The 15,934-nt window shown below is 67.2% G+C and carries 17 protein-coding genes; 14 read left to right on the plus strand and 3 right to left on the minus strand.

The window, feature by feature from the left end; all coding sequences use genetic code 11:
- The first annotated feature begins 49 nt into the window (after nt 1–49).
- From Q8S30_RS03385 to Q8S30_RS03415, 7 genes are all read left to right on the plus strand, one after another.
- A complete protein-coding gene (locus Q8S30_RS03385) occupies nt 50–1,054 on the plus strand; it encodes an Hsp33 family molecular chaperone HslO (protein ID WP_305664628.1) in 1,005 nt (334 codons plus the stop codon).
- The gene (locus Q8S30_RS03390) at nt 1,047–1,676 is read left to right on the plus strand and encodes a CoA pyrophosphatase (RefSeq protein WP_305664629.1); all 630 of its coding nucleotides are present in this window, start codon (nt 1,047–1,049) and stop codon (nt 1,674–1,676) included. Before Q8S30_RS03385 ends, Q8S30_RS03390 begins: the two co-directional genes overlap by 8 nt.
- Entirely contained in the window at nt 1,660–2,802 is a 1,143-nt protein-coding gene (locus tag Q8S30_RS03395; protein WP_305664630.1) for a CCA tRNA nucleotidyltransferase, read from the plus strand. The genes Q8S30_RS03390 and Q8S30_RS03395 overlap by 17 nt, the downstream gene beginning before the upstream one ends.
- 66 nt (nt 2,803–2,868) lie before the next feature.
- Nucleotides 2,869–4,713, plus strand: coding sequence for an ABC transporter ATP-binding protein (locus Q8S30_RS03400; RefSeq protein ID WP_305664631.1), 1,845 nt, complete (start codon nt 2,869–2,871; stop codon nt 4,711–4,713).
- Between the two features lie 5 nt (nt 4,714–4,718).
- A complete protein-coding gene (locus Q8S30_RS03405) occupies nt 4,719–6,563 on the plus strand; it encodes an ABC transporter ATP-binding protein (RefSeq protein WP_305664757.1) in 1,845 nt (614 codons plus the stop codon).
- The gene (locus Q8S30_RS03410; RefSeq protein ID WP_305664632.1) at nt 6,560–7,780 is read left to right on the plus strand and encodes a class I SAM-dependent RNA methyltransferase; all 1,221 of its coding nucleotides are present in this window, start codon (nt 6,560–6,562) and stop codon (nt 7,778–7,780) included. The genes Q8S30_RS03405 and Q8S30_RS03410 overlap by 4 nt, the downstream gene beginning before the upstream one ends.
- A 90-nt stretch (nt 7,781–7,870) precedes the next feature.
- Nucleotides 7,871–8,368: a murein L,D-transpeptidase family protein gene (locus Q8S30_RS03415; protein WP_305664633.1), complete on the plus strand. Its 498-nt coding sequence runs from the start codon at nt 7,871–7,873 to the stop codon at nt 8,366–8,368.
- 53 nt (nt 8,369–8,421) lie between these two features.
- Here the strand turns inward: Q8S30_RS03415 and Q8S30_RS03420 are convergent, their stop codons facing one another.
- Complete coding sequence (locus Q8S30_RS03420; RefSeq protein ID WP_305664634.1) at nt 8,422–8,934, minus strand: CAP domain-containing protein; 513 nt, start codon at nt 8,932–8,934, stop codon at nt 8,422–8,424.
- A 184-nt stretch (nt 8,935–9,118) separates the two neighbouring features.
- Here Q8S30_RS03420 and Q8S30_RS03425 point away from each other — a divergent pair, with 184 nt between their 5' ends.
- Both Q8S30_RS03425 and Q8S30_RS03430 read left to right on the plus strand, forming a co-directional pair.
- Nucleotides 9,119–9,727 (plus strand): L,D-transpeptidase, encoded by a 609-nt coding sequence (locus Q8S30_RS03425; RefSeq protein ID WP_305664635.1) that lies wholly within the window; start codon nt 9,119–9,121, stop codon nt 9,725–9,727.
- A gap of 146 nt (nt 9,728–9,873) precedes the next feature.
- On the plus strand, nt 9,874–10,056 hold the full coding sequence (locus Q8S30_RS03430) for a hypothetical protein (protein WP_305664636.1): 183 nt from the start codon (nt 9,874–9,876) through the stop codon (nt 10,054–10,056).
- Nucleotides 10,057–10,208: 152 nt separating this feature from the next.
- Here the strand turns inward: Q8S30_RS03430 and hemH are convergent, their stop codons facing one another.
- On the minus strand, nt 10,209–11,267 hold the full coding sequence (gene hemH / locus Q8S30_RS03435) for a ferrochelatase (protein WP_305664637.1): 1,059 nt from the start codon (nt 11,265–11,267) through the stop codon (nt 10,209–10,211).
- A 134-nt stretch (nt 11,268–11,401) separates the two neighbouring features.
- Between hemH and otsB the strand changes: the two genes are divergently transcribed.
- Together otsB and Q8S30_RS03445 are read left to right on the plus strand one after the other, a co-directional pair.
- Entirely contained in the window at nt 11,402–12,139 is a 738-nt protein-coding gene (gene otsB / locus Q8S30_RS03440; protein WP_305664638.1) for a trehalose-phosphatase, read from the plus strand.
- A 15-nt stretch (nt 12,140–12,154) separates the two neighbouring features.
- A complete protein-coding gene (locus Q8S30_RS03445) occupies nt 12,155–13,522 on the plus strand; it encodes a trehalose-6-phosphate synthase (protein ID WP_305664639.1) in 1,368 nt (455 codons plus the stop codon).
- On the opposite strand, the gene Q8S30_RS03450 is transcribed toward Q8S30_RS03445, so the two are convergent.
- Entirely contained in the window at nt 13,514–14,341 is an 828-nt protein-coding gene (locus Q8S30_RS03450) for a methyltransferase domain-containing protein (protein WP_305664640.1), read from the minus strand. The genes Q8S30_RS03445 and Q8S30_RS03450 overlap by 9 nt on opposite strands.
- A gap of 31 nt (nt 14,342–14,372) precedes the next feature.
- Here Q8S30_RS03450 and Q8S30_RS03455 point away from each other — a divergent pair, with 31 nt between their 5' ends.
- Genes Q8S30_RS03455 through Q8S30_RS03465 form a run of 3 tightly spaced genes read left to right on the plus strand, consistent with a single transcriptional unit; the run spans nt 14,373 to nt 15,899 of the window.
- Nucleotides 14,373–15,113 carry a double zinc ribbon domain-containing protein gene (locus tag Q8S30_RS03455; protein WP_305664758.1) on the plus strand — a complete coding sequence of 247 codons (741 nt, stop codon included), beginning with the start codon at nt 14,373–14,375 and terminating at the stop codon, nt 15,111–15,113.
- A 37-nt stretch (nt 15,114–15,150) separates the two neighbouring features.
- Nucleotides 15,151–15,408 (plus strand): glutaredoxin 3, encoded by a 258-nt coding sequence (grxC, locus tag Q8S30_RS03460; protein WP_305664641.1) that lies wholly within the window; start codon nt 15,151–15,153, stop codon nt 15,406–15,408.
- A gap of 35 nt (nt 15,409–15,443) precedes the next feature.
- Nucleotides 15,444–15,899 carry a MarR family winged helix-turn-helix transcriptional regulator gene (locus Q8S30_RS03465; RefSeq protein ID WP_305664642.1) on the plus strand — a complete coding sequence of 152 codons (456 nt, stop codon included), beginning with the start codon at nt 15,444–15,446 and terminating at the stop codon, nt 15,897–15,899.
- Nucleotides 15,900–15,934 lie beyond the last annotated feature (35 nt).

Below are 15,934 nucleotides of genomic sequence, written 5' to 3' on the forward strand. Positions count from 1 at the left end.
CAAGAAAACCCCCCAAGACTCGTCTGAAGTCTCCCCCGAAGGATACCCCATGACCACGCTGTCGCAGATCGCCTGGGACGATACCGTCCTGCCGTTTCAACTCGACAAGGCCGATATCCGTGGCCGTGTCGCGCGGCTGGATGGCGTCCTGGAAAATGTCCTGAGGCAGCACAACTACCCCGCGGCCATCGAGGCGCTGGTGGCGGAGGCTGCGCTGCTGACCGCGATGATCGGCCAGACCATCGACCTGCGCTGGAAGCTGTCGCTGCAGATCCGCGGCGACGGGCCGGCCCGGATCATCGCCACCGATTACTACGGCCCTACGGCCGAGGGAGAGCCGGCGCGGATCCGTGCCTGGGCCAGCTATGATGCCGACCGTCTGGTCGAGGGCGTGCGGCCGTTCGATCTGATCGGCAAGGGCTATTTCGCGGTGCTGATCGACCAGGGCGAGGGCACCGTGCCCTATCAGGGCCTGACCCCGATTGCCGGCGAGTCGTTGTCGGACTGCGCCGAGGCGTATTTCGCGCAGTCCGAACAGCTGCCGACCCGGTTTGCGCTGTCCTATGGCCGCTCCACCCTCGCGGGCCGCTCCGAGCGTTGGCGGGCGGGCGGGGTGATGCTGCAGCACATGCCCAAGGCATCGCCCTTTGTCGCGCTGGAAGGCGGCAGCGGCGAGGGCGGGCTGCTGTCGGCATCGGATCTGCTGGATGGTGATGAGGGCGAGAACTGGACCCGCGCCAACCTGCTGCTCGACACGGTCGAGGAGCTGGAGTTGATCGGCCCGACCGTGCAGCCGACCGACCTGCTGGTGCGGCTGTTCCACGAGGAAGGCACCCGTGTCTACGATCCGCAGCGGGTGGAGTTCGGTTGCACCTGCTCGGCCCAGAAGGTCCGGCAGAGCCTGTCGATCTATTCGGCCAAGGACATCCGCTACATGACGACGCCCGAAGGCACCGTTACCGCCGATTGCCAGTTCTGCGGCGCGCATTACGTGCTGGACCCGCTGACGCTGGGGTTCGAGGCGACGCGCACGCCGGAGGGTGACGATGCCTGATACGCTGGCCCCCCGTGACCCGCTGGCCCCGGTGATCCGGGCGCTGGCGCGTCCGGGGCGGCCCTCGTCGGATTATGACCTGGCCCGCGGCATCACCTTGCCCGCGGGCCGGGTGCTGCGCGCGGCCGGGGTGCTGGTGGCGTTTCAGGACGGGCCACGCGGGCCCGAGGTGGTGCTGACCAAGCGCTCCTCGCGGCTCAAGCACCATCCGGGGCAGATCGCCTTTCCGGGCGGCAAGGTCGATCCGGGGGATGAGGGTTCGGTGGATGCCGCCCTGCGAGAGGCGGAGGAGGAGGTGGGGCTGCCCCGCGACCGCGTCGAGGTTCTGGGCGTGATGCCGGCGCATGAGACGGTGACGGGTTTTGTGGTGACCCCGGTTCTGGCGCGCATCCGCGGGGCGTTTATGCCGGTGCCCGAGGCGGGCGAGGTGGAGGAGGTCTTCACCGTGCCGCTGTCGCATGTCGGCAACCCCGCGCGCTATCGCATCGAGCATCGGCGCTGGCTCGGGGTACAGCGGCCCTATTGGGTGGCCCCCTACGGCCCCTATTACATCTGGGGCGCGACCGCGCGTATGCTCAAAGCGCTGGCGGATCGGATGGCCGAAGATGCGGATCACGGATGACTGGATAGCAGAGCCGGGGCTTCAGGCGGTGCTGGCGATGCTTGGGGACGCGGGGCACCGGGCGCTGCTGGTGGGCGGCTGCGTGCGCAACGCCCTGCTGGGCGCGCCGGTCAGCGATATCGACATCGCCACCGACGCGCCGCCGCAGCGGGTGATGGACCTGGCGGCGGCCGCGGGCCTGAAAGCGGTGCCGACGGGGTTTGACCATGGCACGGTGACGGTGATCGCCGCCCATGTCCCGCATGAGGTGACGACCTTCCGCCGCGATGTGGAAACCTTCGGCCGCCACGCGACCGTGGCCTTCGCGGACAGAGTCGAGGATGACGCCTCGCGCCGCGACTTCACCATGAACGCGCTTTATGCGCAGGCGGATGGCACGGTGGTCGATCCGCTGGGTGGCCTCGCCGACCTGCGGGCGCGGCGGGTACGGTTCGTCGGCGATGCCGATGCCCGCATCCGCGAGGACTATCTGCGCATCCTGCGCTTCTTCCGCTTTCACGCCTGGTATGGCGATGCAGGGGAGGGGCTGGATGCGGACGGCCTCGCCGCCTGTGCCGAGCATTCGGCTGGAATAGAGACGCTTTCCCGCGAACGAGTGGGCGGCGAGATGCGCAAGCTGCTGGCCGCGCCCGACCCCGCGCCGGTAATGGCGGCGATGCAGATCAGCGGCGTTCTTGCCCATGTGCTGCCGGGGGCCGAGATGCGGGCGCTGGCGCCGCTGGTGCATCTGGAGGACGGGCTGGCCCCCGACGCGATCCGGCGTCTGGCGGTTCTCGGCGGCGATGACCCGGTAGAGCGGCTGCGACTGTCCCGCGCCGATGCGCGTCGGCTGGACCTGTTGCGCGGGCTGATCGGCAGCATGGCGGGGCCGGCGGAATTGGGCTTTGTCCACGGTACCGACATGGCGCGCGATGCGCTGCTGGCGCGGGCGGCGGTGATGGAGCAGCCCTTGCCGGAGGGGTGGGAAGAGGCGGTGGCCAAGGGTGCCCAGGCCACCTTCCCGGTGAAGGCCGCCGACCTGATGCCCGCGCATGAAGGCCCTGCCCTCGGCGCGCGGCTGGCAGAGCTGCAGGCGCGCTGGATCGCCTCGGGTTTCACCCTTGGGCGCGAAGACCTCCTCGGCTGACCGGCGGTTTCCCTTCCCGGCAAACAGGTTTATATGCGGGGGGCAACGGAAAAGGCGCGCCCTCCCATGTTCCGCTTCTTCGAAAATCTTGTCGATCCCTTCGCGGCTTACACCGAGTCGGACGTGCCGCCGCGCAAGCTGTGGCCGTTCCTGTGGAACTATTGCCGGCCGTTCAAGGCGGTGTTCGCCGCGACGGCGCTGCTGTCGGTGATCGTCGCTGCGCTGGATGTGGTGCTGATCTGGTATGTGGGGCGCATGGTCGACCTGCTGGCCAGCGGCGCGCCGGCGGCGGTCTGGGCCGAGCATGGGACGGAGTTCATTCTGGCCGGCCTCGCCATCGTGTTCCTGCGCCCCGTGCTGGCGGGGGCCGACGTGGCGCTGCTGCACAACACCATCTTGCCCAACTTCGGCACGCTGATCCGCTGGCGGGCGCATCGCCATGTGCTGCGCCAGCCGGTCGGGTGGTTCGAGAACGATTTTGCCGGCCGCATCGCCAACCGGATCATGCAGACGCCGCCCGCCGCCGGGGACGCGGTGTTCCAGACCTTCGACGCGGTGGCCTTTGCCGTCACCACGGTCATCGGCTCCATCGCGCTGCTGGCCGGGTCCGACCCGCGGCTGGTGGTACCGCTGCTGCTGTGGCTGCTGGGATACGGGCTGCTGCTGCGCTGGACGATCGGGCGGGCGGGGCCGGCGGCCAAGGCCTCGTCCGATGCGCGGTCTGCGATCACCGGGCGGGTGGTGGACAGCTATTCCAACATCCATTCGGTGAAGCTGTTCGCGCATCATGATCGCGAGATCACCTATGCCCGCGACGCCATCGAACATGCGCGCACGACCTTCCAGAAGGAAATGCGGATCATCACCACGATGGATGTGGTGCTGACGCTGCTGAACGGTCTGCTGATCGTGGGCGTGACCGGCTGGGCCGTGGTGCTGTGGTATCAGGGATCGGCCACTGTCGGCGTGGTGGCCGCGGCGGCCGCGCTGGTGCTGCGGCTGAACAACATGACCTATTGGGTGATGTGGGCGACCACGGGCCTCGTGCAGGCGCTTGGCGTGGTGGCCGAGGGGATGGAGACCATCGCCCAACCCATCGCGCTGACCGACGTGAAGGATGCCAAGCCCCTGAACCTGACCGACGGGCGGATCGAGGTGCAGGGCCTGTCGCACCACTATGGCCGTGGCAGCGGCGGTCTGGACCGGATCAGCCTGTCGATTGCCCCGGGCGAGAAGGTGGGGCTGATCGGCCGCTCTGGCGCGGGGAAATCCACGCTGGTGAAGCTGCTGCTGCGCTTCTACGACGCCGAGGGCGGGCGGATCCTGATCGACGGGCAGGACATCGCGCAGGTGACTCAAGACAGCCTGCGCGCCCGCATCGGCATGGTGCAGCAGGACAGCAGCCTTCTGCATCGTTCGGTGCGCGAGAACATCCTCTATGGCCGCCCCGATGCCACCGAGGCAGAGATGATCGAGGCGGCGCAACGGGCGGAGGCGCATGACTTCATCCTGACGCTGCAAGATCCCGAGGGGCGTGCGGGCTATGACGCGCAGGTCGGTGAGCGGGGCGTGAAACTGTCGGGCGGCCAGCGGCAGCGGGTGGCGCTGGCGCGGGTCATCCTGAAAGACGCGCCGATCCTGGTGCTGGACGAGGCGACAAGCGCGCTCGACAGCGAGGTCGAGGCGGCGATCCAGGACACGCTCTATGGCGTGATGGAGGGCAAGACGGTGATCGCCATCGCGCACCGCCTGTCGACCATCGCCCATATGGACCGGATCGTGGTGATCGAGGATGGCCGCATCGCCGAGCAGGGCAGCCACGGGGAGCTGCTGGCCAGCGGCGGGCTTTATGCCCGGTTCTGGGAGCGGCAATCGGGCGGCTTCATCGGCACGGAGGACGCAGCAGAGTGAGCTCGATGAAACGGCTGGGCAACCTGATCGACGCCTTCCGCCCCGCGACAGGAGAGCCGCCGCGCAAGCTGTGGCCTTTCATGCGCTGGTGCCTTGACGGGGCGTGGCCGATGCTGGGCGTAGCCGGGGCGATCTCGGCGCTGACCGGCTCGCTGGAGGTGGTGTCGGCGCTGATCCTCGGCTGGCTGATCGACGGGGCGCTGGCTGCGGGGCCGGAGAGCTATTTCAGCGCGCAATCGGGAATGCTGGCGCTGTTCGTGCTGTTCTACCTTGTGCTGCGGCCGATGGCTTTCGGCTTTGCCTCGGCCTCCAACGCCATCATCGTCGGACCCAATGTCATGCCGCTGGTGCTGAGCCGGCTGCACCGCTGGACGCTGGGGCAGGCGGTCACCTTCTTCGACAACGATTTTGCCGGGCGCATCAGCCAGAAGCAGATGCAGGCGGCGCGGGCGGTCACCGATGTGGCGACCGAGATCATCAACACCGTCTGCTTCGCGCTTGCCTCGATCATCGGTTCGGTCATCTTCCTGATCGCGGTCGATTACCGGGTCGCGCTGGCGCTGGCGGTCTGGCTGGTGGCCTATGTGCTTCTGATCCGCCATTTCATGCCCCGCGTGCGTGAAAACTCTGCAGCGCGGGCCGCGGCGCGGGCGATGGTGTCGGGGCAGGTCGTGGACACGATCACCAATATCAAGACGGTCAAGCTGTTCGCCCATGCCGCCTATGAGGATCAGGTCGCGCTGAAGGCGATGGAGCGGTTCCGCGAGAAGAGCGTGGAGTTTGGGATCATCTCCACCTGGTTCCGCACCGCGCTGATGACGTTGGCGGGGCTGCTGCCCGTGCTGCTGATCGGCGGCACGCTGCTGCTGTGGCAGCAGGGGCTGACGACGGCCGGGGCCATCGCGGCGGCGGGGGCGATCTCGATGCGGATCGCGCAGATGTCGGGCTGGGTCAGCTTCACGTTGATGTCGATCTACACTTCGGTCGGCGAGGTCGAGGATGCGATGGCCACGCTGGCGGTACCGCATGGCCTGCAGGACGCGCCGGCGGCGGTGGGCCTTCAGAAGATCCGCGGCGAGATCACCTTCGAGGATGTCAGCTTCAGCTATGGACGCAAGCAGGGCGGGGTGCGCAACATCTCGCTCCACATCGCGCCGGGCGAGAGGCTGGGGATCGTCGGCGGTTCCGGCGCGGGGAAATCCACGCTGGTGGCCTTGCTGCTGCGGCTTTACGACGTGGAAAAGGGGCGGCTGCTGGTCGATGGCCAGGACGTGCGCGAGATCACGCAGGAAAGCCTGCGGCGGCAGATCGGCATGGTCACGCAGGAAACCGCGATGTTCAACCGCTCGGCCCGCGACAACATCCGCTACGGCCGGCCCGATGCCAGCGATGCGGAGCTGCTGGACGCGGCCCGCGCCGCCGAAGCGGATGAGTTCATCGAGGGCATGATCGATCATACCGGCCGCACCGGCTATGATGCCTATCTGGGCGAGCGGGGGGTGAAGCTGTCGGGCGGGCAGCGCCAGCGGATCGCGCTGGCCCGCGCCTTCGTCAAGGACGCGCCGATTCTGGTGCTGGACGAGGCGACGAGTGCGCTGGACTCAGAGGTGGAGGCGTCGATCCAGACTGCGCTGGTGCAGGTGATGCAGGGCAAGACCGTGCTGGCCATCGCGCACCGCCTGTCCACCATCGCCGAGATGGACCGGATCGTGGTGATGGAAGACGGGCGCATCGTCGAGCAGGGCAGCCATGCCGAGTTGCTGGCGCAAGGCGGGCTCTATGCGCGCTACTGGAATCGGCAGTCGGGCGGGTTCATCGGCACCGATGAAGCTGATGAGGCCGCCGAGTGATCCTGACCATCGACAGGCTGGGCCATCTGGGCGACGCCATCGCACAGGGACCGGAGGGGCCCGTCTATGTGGCGCAGGCGCTGCCGGGGGAGGTGGTGGAGGGCGAGCCGGTGGCGGGCCGCATCGCCGCGCCGCGGATCATCACGCCCTCACCCGACCGAGTGCGCGCGCCTTGTCCGCATTTCCGCGCCTGTGGGGGGTGTTCGCTGCAATACGCCTCGGACGGGTTCGTGGAGGGGTGGAAAGCCGATGTCGTGCGCTCTGCGCTGGCAGGGCAGGGGCTGGAGGCGCCGCTGCGCCCGGTGGTGACCTCGCCCGCCCGGTCGCGCCGCCGTGCCACGCTGGCGGGGCGGCGCACCAAGAAGGGCGCTCTGGTCGGCTTTCACGGTCGCGCGTCAGAGATGCTGACCGAGATCGAGCAGTGCCTGCTGCTGCACCCGGCGCTAATGGCCACGCTGCCGCTGCTGCGCGAGGTGACGGTGGCAGGGGCAAGCCGTCAGGGCGAGCTGGGGCTGATGGTCACGCTGACGACCGGCGGCTTGGATCTGGCGGTGACGGGCGGCAAGCCGATGGACGCAGCCCTGTTCGCGGCGCTGGCGGGGCTTGCCGAAGCCGGCGATCTGGCGCGGCTGTCCTGGAACGGTGAGCCGGTGGCGACGCGCCGCCCCCCGGCGCAGCGCTTCGGCGCCGCCGAGGTGGTGCCGGCCGCCGGTGCCTTCCTGCAAGCCACTGCCGAGGGCGAGGCGGCTTTGCTGGCTGCTGTCACGGAGGCTGTGGGCGGCGTGCGCAGCATCGCCGATCTGTTTGCCGGGTCGGGCACCTTCGCCCTGCCGCTCGCATCACGCGCCGAGGTTCATGCAGTCGAGAGTGAGGTCGCCGCGCTCGCCGCCCTGGATACCGGCTGGCGCCGCGCGGGCGGGCTGCACAAGGTCAGCACCGAGGCCCGCGATCTGTTCCGACGTCCGCTGCTGCCCGACGAGCTGCGCCGCTTCGGGGCCGTGGTGATCGACCCGCCGCGGGCCGGGGCCGAAGCGCAGGCGGCGGAGCTCGCGCGCAGCGCGGTCCCGGTGATCGCCGCAGTGTCCTGCAACCCCGTCACCTTCGCCCGTGACGCGCGGCTGCTGCTGGCGGGCGGCTACCGGATCGACTGGCTGCAGGTGGTGGACCAGTTCCGCTGGTCGCCGCATGTGGAGCTGGTGGCGCGGTTCTCGCGATAGGCTCACCGTTCCGTGAGTCCAGTCCGGCCATCTTTGCGGCGAAGTGATTCCAGTGTATCACTGGAAAAAACGGGACAGGCACTTTTCCTCATGCGCATCATCAGAACACTTCTGCTGCTTGCAGGACTCGCAACGCTTGCGGCTTGTGGGGATTCGAAGTTCAAGACCTACAAGGGGCCCGAGGTAACGCAGGTCTATGTGAACAAGACCGCGCGCAAGATGTATCTGTTGCACCACACCAAGGTGCTGGAATCCTATGACATCGCGCTTGGCTTCGCGCCGCAGGGCCACAAGCAGTTCGAAGGTGACGGTCGCACGCCTGAAGGCGTTTACTACATCGACCGGCGCAACCCCAACAGCGCCTATCACCTGTCTGTCGGCATCTCCTACCCCAACCCCTATGACCGCCAGGCCGCCGAGGCGGTGGGCAAGCGGCCGGGGGGCGACATCTTCATCCACGGCCAGGCCGGCAAGAACAAGGGCGCGCCGCCCGACTGGACCGCGGGCTGTATCGCCGTAAAGGACAAAGAGATTGAGGATATCTATGCGATGCTGCGCGACGGAACGCCGATCATCATCGCGCCGTAAGCCCCTGGGCAGCCAAATGCAAAAGGGCGGCCCCCGAGCCGCCCTTTGTGTTTTCAGCCGCCGGTGATCATCGTCCACCAGAGCTTGCCGCTTGGCTCCTGATACCAGGCAAAGCCCAGATCCCGCGCTGCCGGGTCGACGACGACGGCAGCGGTGGTCGCATCGCCCATCCAGGCAGAGAGGGTTTCCAGCTCTGTCTCGAAGGTCTCGGAGATGTTCTCGCCCAGCATCGTGCCCATGTAGCCCGCGCGGCGCACCCGGTCGATCGGCGAGGAGCCGTCAGAGCCGAAGTGCCAGGGCCGGTTCTGCACCGCCATGTCGCGCGAATGGGTCGCGGCGGCGGCGTTCAGGGCCGAGTTGAGCTGGAGCGGCGTCGCGCCCCGTGCCGAGCGCAGGGCGTTCACCGAATCCAGCAGGCGATACTGAACCTCGCCTTCCGTCCCCGGCTGGATCAGATAGGCCCGCGGCATCGGCTTGCCGTCGGGGCCAAGGCGCGGCGGCTCGCCCGTGGCGCAGGCCGAGAGCGCGAGGGCGGCGGTAAGAAGAAGTCCGTGAAGGGGTGTCATTGGTTCTGGCCCGATGTTCCGTTGCCGGCCAGCCTTACAGCCTTGCCCGGCGCGGATCAAACCCAAGCCTTCGTGAAGCGACCGAATTACGCGGGTTTGATTTGCGGCAGTGCCGCAAACCCAATATCCTGAACGGCGATCTGGCGTAGAGAGCCGGACCACGACCCATCGAGGAGTAGAGAACATGAGTGAAGATCGCCTCGGCGGGTTCGGCCGCCGTGCATTCCTTGGCACCGCTGCCGCCTTCGCCTCCGGGCTGGCCGCGCCGGCGCTGGCCCAGTCGATGAATGGCAGCACCGAGCTTGAGGGCAGCATCGTCACCGGCACGCGGCGCAATGCCTCCAGCTTCCGGTCGCTGCAATGGCAGCCCTATTTCAACAGCACCCGCAATGGCGCGATCCTGGTCGATATCACGTCGCGGGCGCTGCATTACTGGTCCGAGGATCAGACGATCTACAAGCTGTACCCGACCTCGGTTCCGGTGTCGGAAGAGCTGACGCGGCGGGGGCATACAGAGGTGGTGCAGAAGGTCGTCGCCCCGACCTGGCGGCCCACCCCGTCGATGAAAGCAACCAATCCCGACTGGCCCGATGTGGTCGAAGGCGGCTCGCCCGACAACCCGCTGGGGCCCTACGCGCTGTACCTGTCGTGGCAGTATTATCGCATCCACGGCACCCATGATACGCGCAAGATCGGGCGGCGGTCGTCGAACGGCTGCGTGGGGCTTTACAATGACCACATCGAGGAACTTTTCAGCCTGGCAAAAGTAGGCACGCAGGTGTTGCTAATTTGACGACATCATAAGGCCGTCTGCAGCATGACCAAGAGGTGCCCGTTGCAAATCGTTTCGGATGCTGGTTAGACGGAGACACGAGGTACAGACTTGAGAGCCCTATGCCGTCCTCACGCAATCGTCCTAGGGCCTAACTGGAGGTTATCATGAAGAAAATCGCGCTCGCCGCTGCTCTGTCGGTTGCCGCTTCCACCGCTTTCGCCGGCGGCTATGTTGAACCGATCGTGGAACCGGAAGTCATCGTCGAGGACACCTCGTCCTCGTCCGCTGGCATCCTGGTGCCGATCCTGCTGCTGATCCTGGTTGCTGCCGTCGTTTCGGCTGACTAATCAGATCCAGGCCGCAAGGTCTGAACGTAAAAAGGCGGTGGTCTCCACCGCCTTTTTCTATTTTCGGCACGGCTTGCCGGCCCTGCGCGGAACGTGACATCCCTGCCGTGCCCTGGTGCGATTATGTCGCACCAGGGTAAAGGGCCGCAGCGTCAGTGGATCCAGCCGGCGAGGTTGTCACCGATCACCGCCATCAGCGCAGCGATATGCGCGTCATCGTCATTCAGGCAGGGGATGTAGGTGAAGCTTTCGCCGCCCGCATGTTCAAAGGCCTCGCGAATCTCGCCGTTGATTTCCTCCAGCGTCTCGATGCAGTCGGCCGAGAAGGCGGGCGAAATCACGGCAATGTGTTTGCGCCCCTGCTGGGCCAGTTCGGCGACATGCTTGACGGTGTAGGGCTTCAGCCACTCTTCGGGGCCGAACACCGATTGGAAGGTGGTGTCGATCGCGCCCTTGTCCCAGCCCAGCCGTTCGCGCAGCAGGCGCGACGTTTTCTGGCATTGGCAATGGTAGGGGTCGCCCTCCATCAGATAGCGCTTCGGCATCCCGTGATAGGAGGCGACCAGCACGTCCGGCTTGCGCTCCAGCGCGGCATAGCCCCGCTCCACCGACTGCGCCAGCGCCTCGATATAGAGGGGGTGGTCGAAATACTCCGGCGTGGTCCGCACAGTGGGCTGGCGCTTTTGCGTCATCATTGCGCGGAAGAATTCATCATTGGCGGTGCCCGACGTGGCACCGGCGTAATGGGGGTAAAGCGGGAAGAACAGGATCTTCTCGCATCCCGCCTTCACCATCCGGTCCACCACCGACTTGGTCGAGGGGTTGCCGTAGCGCATGCAGTAATCGACCATAACCTCAGACCCGTAGCGCGTGGCCACTTCTGCGGACAGTTTCGCCACCTGCGCCTTTGTAATCGTCATCAGCGGGCTTTCATCCGCCTCGGTGTTCCAGATCAGCTTGTAGTTCGCGCCAGAGCTGAAGGGGCGCTTGGTCAGCACGATGGCCTGCAGGATCGGCTGCCATTTCCACGACGGATAGTCGATCACGCGCTTGTCCGACAGGAACTCGTTCAGGTAACGTCGCATGGACCAGTAGTCGTACCCGTCGGGCGTGCCCAGATTGGCGATCAGGATCCCGATCTTCGCGGCCGGCACCGGCGGATGATCGGCGGGCGCATGCAGCAGGCGGGGGGCGCGAGAGGTCTCGTTCATGGGATCTGTCCTGGTCTGAGAGCGGTCTGGGCTGCGTTTTGTCGGAACCGAACCGCACATAACCCGTTTTATCACGGGGTCAATCGACGGATGGACGCAGCCGCCCGCAGAAACCCGCAAGGACAGGACATTGAATGACGACTGACACCCTCAACACCGCGCCGCCTGAACTGGTTCCTGATGAGGATGCGATTTTTCTGGATTTTGACGGCACGCTTGTCGACATCGCCCCGCGCCCCGATGCGGTGCAGGTGCCGGACGGGCTTGCCGAAATGCTGATGGATCTGCACGCGATGTGCGGCGGCGCGCTGGCGCTGGTCTCGGGTCGGGCAATGGGCGAGCTGGCGGCGTTCCTGCCGCAGTTCACCGGCCCGCTGATCGGCAGCCACGGCGCCGAAAGCCGCGGGCTGGATCTGCCGGGGGCGAGCCACGCGGTGGACCTCGCCGCGCTGCACGCCTGCTTTGCCGAGTTTGCCGGGGCGAATGACCTGCTGGCCGAGGCCAAGCCCCACGGCGCCGCAATCCACTTCCGCAGCCGTCCCGAGGCGGAAGCCATGGCCCGCGCCTTTGCCGAAGAGATGATCGCCCTGCATCCCGGCCTGACCCTGCAACCCGCCAAGATGGCCTTTGAGCTGCGCCCCGAAGGCGCGACCAAGGACACGGCGCTGCGGTTGCTGGCCGGTGCCGCACCCTTTGCCGGGCGCCGCCCGGTCTATCTGGGCGACGACACCACCGACGAGCCGGCGCTGATCTGGGCGCAGGAGCTTGGCGGAATGGGCGTGAAGGTCGGCGAGGGGGACAGCGCGGCGCGCTGGCGTCTCTCAGGGCCCGATGCCGTCCGCACCTGGCTTGCCGCAGCGACAGAAACCTGAACAGGAGACATTTTCATGGGCAGGCTCATCTGCATCTCGAACCGCATTCCCCTTGGCCCCAACCCGTCGGGGGGCCTCGTCGTGGCCCTCGCCGATGTGCTGGAGCGGACCGGGGGCATCTGGATCGGCTCTGCCGCCGAAACGGTCGAGAACCCCGCCGACACCTTCACCGAGATCGAAGGCGGCAAGTTCCGGCGGCTGAGTTTCGATCTCTCGCCCGAGGACAAGGACAACTACTACGCCGGCTACGCCAATTCGGTGCTCTGGCCGCTGTTCCATGACCGCACCGACCTGATGGAGATCCGCAGCGAGTATTACGACGCCTATCGCAGCGTGAACCGGCGGCTGGCCAAGATGCTGATTGGCATCCTGCGCCCCGATGACCGGCTGTGGGTGCATGACTTCCACCTGATGCCACTGGCGCATGAGCTGCGGCTGCTGGGGGCGAAGAATGCCATCGGCTTCTTCCTGCACACGCCGTTCCCGACGCATCTGGCGATGCAGGCGATGCCCTACGGTGCCGAGATGTGCAAATGGCTGATGCGCTATGATCTGGTCGGCCTGCAGGTGGAGCGGGACGTGGTTCATGCCCGCGTCGGCCTGACGCTTCTGGGCGGTGCAGAGGAAGGCGAGGGCGACACGCTGCGGCTCGGCAAGGAGACCACCCGCGTGGTCGCCTTCCCCATCGGCATCGACGCCGCCGACTTCGCCAAGCTGGCGGCGGAACAGTTCGAGATGCTGCCGCAGGGCATCGTCAAACCCACCCGGCAGATGATGATCGGCGTGGACCGGCTGGATTATTCCAAAGGCCTGCCGCAGCGGTTCCGCGCCTTTGGCACCTTCCTCGAACGGCATGAGGACTGGCACCGGCATGTGTCGCTTCTGCAGATCTCGCCGCCCACGCGCGAGGGCGTGAAGGCCTATGACGACATCCGCGATGAGCTGGAGCATCTGGCCGGCCGCATCAATGGCCGCTTCGCCGACATCACCTGGGCCCCGATCCGCTACATCCACCGCCCGATCCCGCGCGAAACGCTGGCGGGCCTCTATCGCGCCGCGCATGTGGCCTTGGTGACCCCGCTGATGGACGGGATGAATCTGGTGGCGAAAGAGTTCATCGCCGCGCAGAACCCCAATGATCCGGGCGTCCTGATCCTCAGCCGATTTGCCGGCGCCGCCGAGCAGATGACCGACGCGCTGATGGTCAACCCGCATGATGACGAGCAGATCGCGGCGACGATGCTGACGGCGCTGACCATGCCCCGCTCGGAACGCAGCCGGCGCTACGAGGCGCTGATGGAGGGCCTGCTGCGGCAGGACGTGCATTGGTGGTCGGAAAGCTTCCTTGCGGCGCTGGACGAGGCGGCCTTGGCCTCAGCCTGAGCCGTCTTCCGGGATCCGCAGCGCATCGGCCAGCCGGTGCGTCGCCGATCCGGGGCGCAGCGGGGCCTGCTGGCCCTCATGCGGGGCCCAGCCGGTCAGGAAAATGGTCTCGAAACTGGCGCTGATCCGGCCTTCAGGCGCGGGGAAGCTCTCGGAATAGATCTCTGCCGCGCGGGCCAGCACCGGCCGGGGCAGCGGGCCGGGGCGGCGGGCGGCCAGCGCGTTGGTCTCGCCCATCCCGCGCAGGTCGCGCGTCAGGTGCCACAGGTCGCGGTAATGCACCGTCTTCACCGCGGCATCGGCCACCGGCAGCGCCAGCCCGGCGCGTTGCAGCAGCCCGCCCAGATCGCGGATTTCGCCCATCGGCAGCACCCGGGGCGACAGCCCGCCGGTCAGCGCCACCTCGGCCTCGGCCAGCGCGGCGCGCAGTTCCGCCAGCGTTTGCCCGCCGAACAGCACGCCCAGGAACAGCCCGTCCGGCGCAAGCGCCCGGCGGCATTGCACGAGCTGCCCTACCGGATCGTTCGCCCAATGCAGGCACATCGCGTGGATGACCAGATCATGAGCGCCCTCGGCCAGATCGAGGCGGTCGTCATCCGGCACCACCCGCGCACCGGGCAGGACATTGCGCCAGAACTCCGGGAATCCCGTCACGATCGCTGGTGCCGTAAACCTCCTGTTAACCTCACTCAGCCTTTGCTGGATCTCGTCCGCCGCATCCTGGTGCAGGAACAGGTCCGCGCCCTGCAGGGTGGCGCGGGCACGGTGCAGGGCTAGCGCCTTGCGGTCGGTCAGGTGCGGAGGACTGGGGGGCAGCATGGGCGCAGAGCTTACGGGGCTTCGGGAAGGAATGCAAAGCGGGCTGCGAGGTGGCTTGCGGCGCGGCTTGCGCCTCCTGTTCCCGCCGCAATGCATCTCTTGCGGCGGCGCGGTGGCCGAGGAGTTCGGCCTCTGCCCCGACTGCTGGCGCGACACCGGCTTCATCCGCGGCCTCGCCTGCGACAAATGCGGAACCCCGTTGCCGGGGGAGGCGGACGGCCGGGCAGAGTTCTGCGACGATTGCCTGACCATCGCCCGCCCCTGGGACCGGGGCCGCGCGGTGCTGGTGTATCGCGATACCGGGCGCCGGCTGGTGCTGGCGCTGAAACATGGCGACCGGCAGGATCTGGCGCGGCCCTTGGCGGGCTGGCTCGCCGCTTCGGCCGCGCCGATCCTGCTGCCCGGAATGCTGGTCACGCCAATCCCGTTGCACTGGCGGCGGTTCCTGAAGCGGCGCTTCAACCAATCGGCGCTGCTGTCGGGCGCATTGGCGAGGCTGGCGGGCCTGGACCATTGCCCAGACCTGCTGCAGCGGACCCGCGCCACGCCGAGCCAGGAGGGCCGCGGCCGCCATGAGCGGTTCGAGAACATGGCAGAGGCGATTCGCGTCAACCCCGCCCGCGGCGCACGCCTTGCCGGGCGGTCCGTGCTTATCGTCGATGACGTGATGACCTCTGGCGCGACTTTTGCCGCCGCCGCGGACGCATTGCAGGCCGCGGGCGCGGGTTCGGTTTCGATCCTGGCGCTTGCGCGCGTTGCGAAGGACGGCTGACTCCTTATATGGTCCTTAACAGAACAAGGACCCTCCCATGCAACGCGTTGAAATCTATACGACCCCCTGGTGCCCCTATTGCGTCGCCGCCAAGCGGCTGCTGACGGCGAAGGGCGTTGCCTTCGAGGAAACCGATGTCAGCTCCGATCAGGCCAAGCGCGCCGAGATGATGCAGCGCGCCAAGGGCCGCACTTCTGTGCCGCAGATATTCATCGGCGGGCAGGCGGTCGGCGGGTCGGATGACATCCACGCGCTGGACAAGGCCGGCAAGCTTGACGCGATGTTGAAGGGCTAAGCGATGCGCGCCGCCCTGTTCTTTGGCGATCCCCGATGACCGACGCGGTCGATCACCAGATCGAGTCCCTGGCTGCGGCGCTGTTCGCTGAAGTGTTCATGGCAGATCAACTGGCGCGCGGCGTTGTGCAGAAGGCACTGCCCAGGGGCATGGAAATCTCGCATTTCTCGGTGCTTAACCATCTGGCCCGCTCGCAGGAGGAACGCACCCCGGCGCAGCTGGCGCTGACCTTCCATGTGACGCGCGGTGCGATGACCAACACGCTGTCAAAACTGGAATGGGCCGGGCATGTGCATATCCGCCCCGATTGGGACGATGCCCGCCGCAAATTCGTGTCGATCAGCCCCGCCGGGCGCGCCGCGCGCGATGCGGCGCTGGCGGCACTGACGCCGGTGCTGTCCGAGGTGGTGAAGGCCGTGGGGGCCGACAAGGTGCGTGCCGTGCTGCCGGTGCTGCGAGAGTTCCGCAGCCGACTCGGCCTCGGCGACTGAACCTTCGCGCCCCTGCCGCGTTGGACCCCAGCAGC

Source organism: Frigidibacter sp. (genome assembly GCF_030695035.1).
In the GTDB taxonomy this organism is placed as follows: Bacteria; Pseudomonadota; Alphaproteobacteria; order Rhodobacterales; family Rhodobacteraceae; genus Frigidibacter.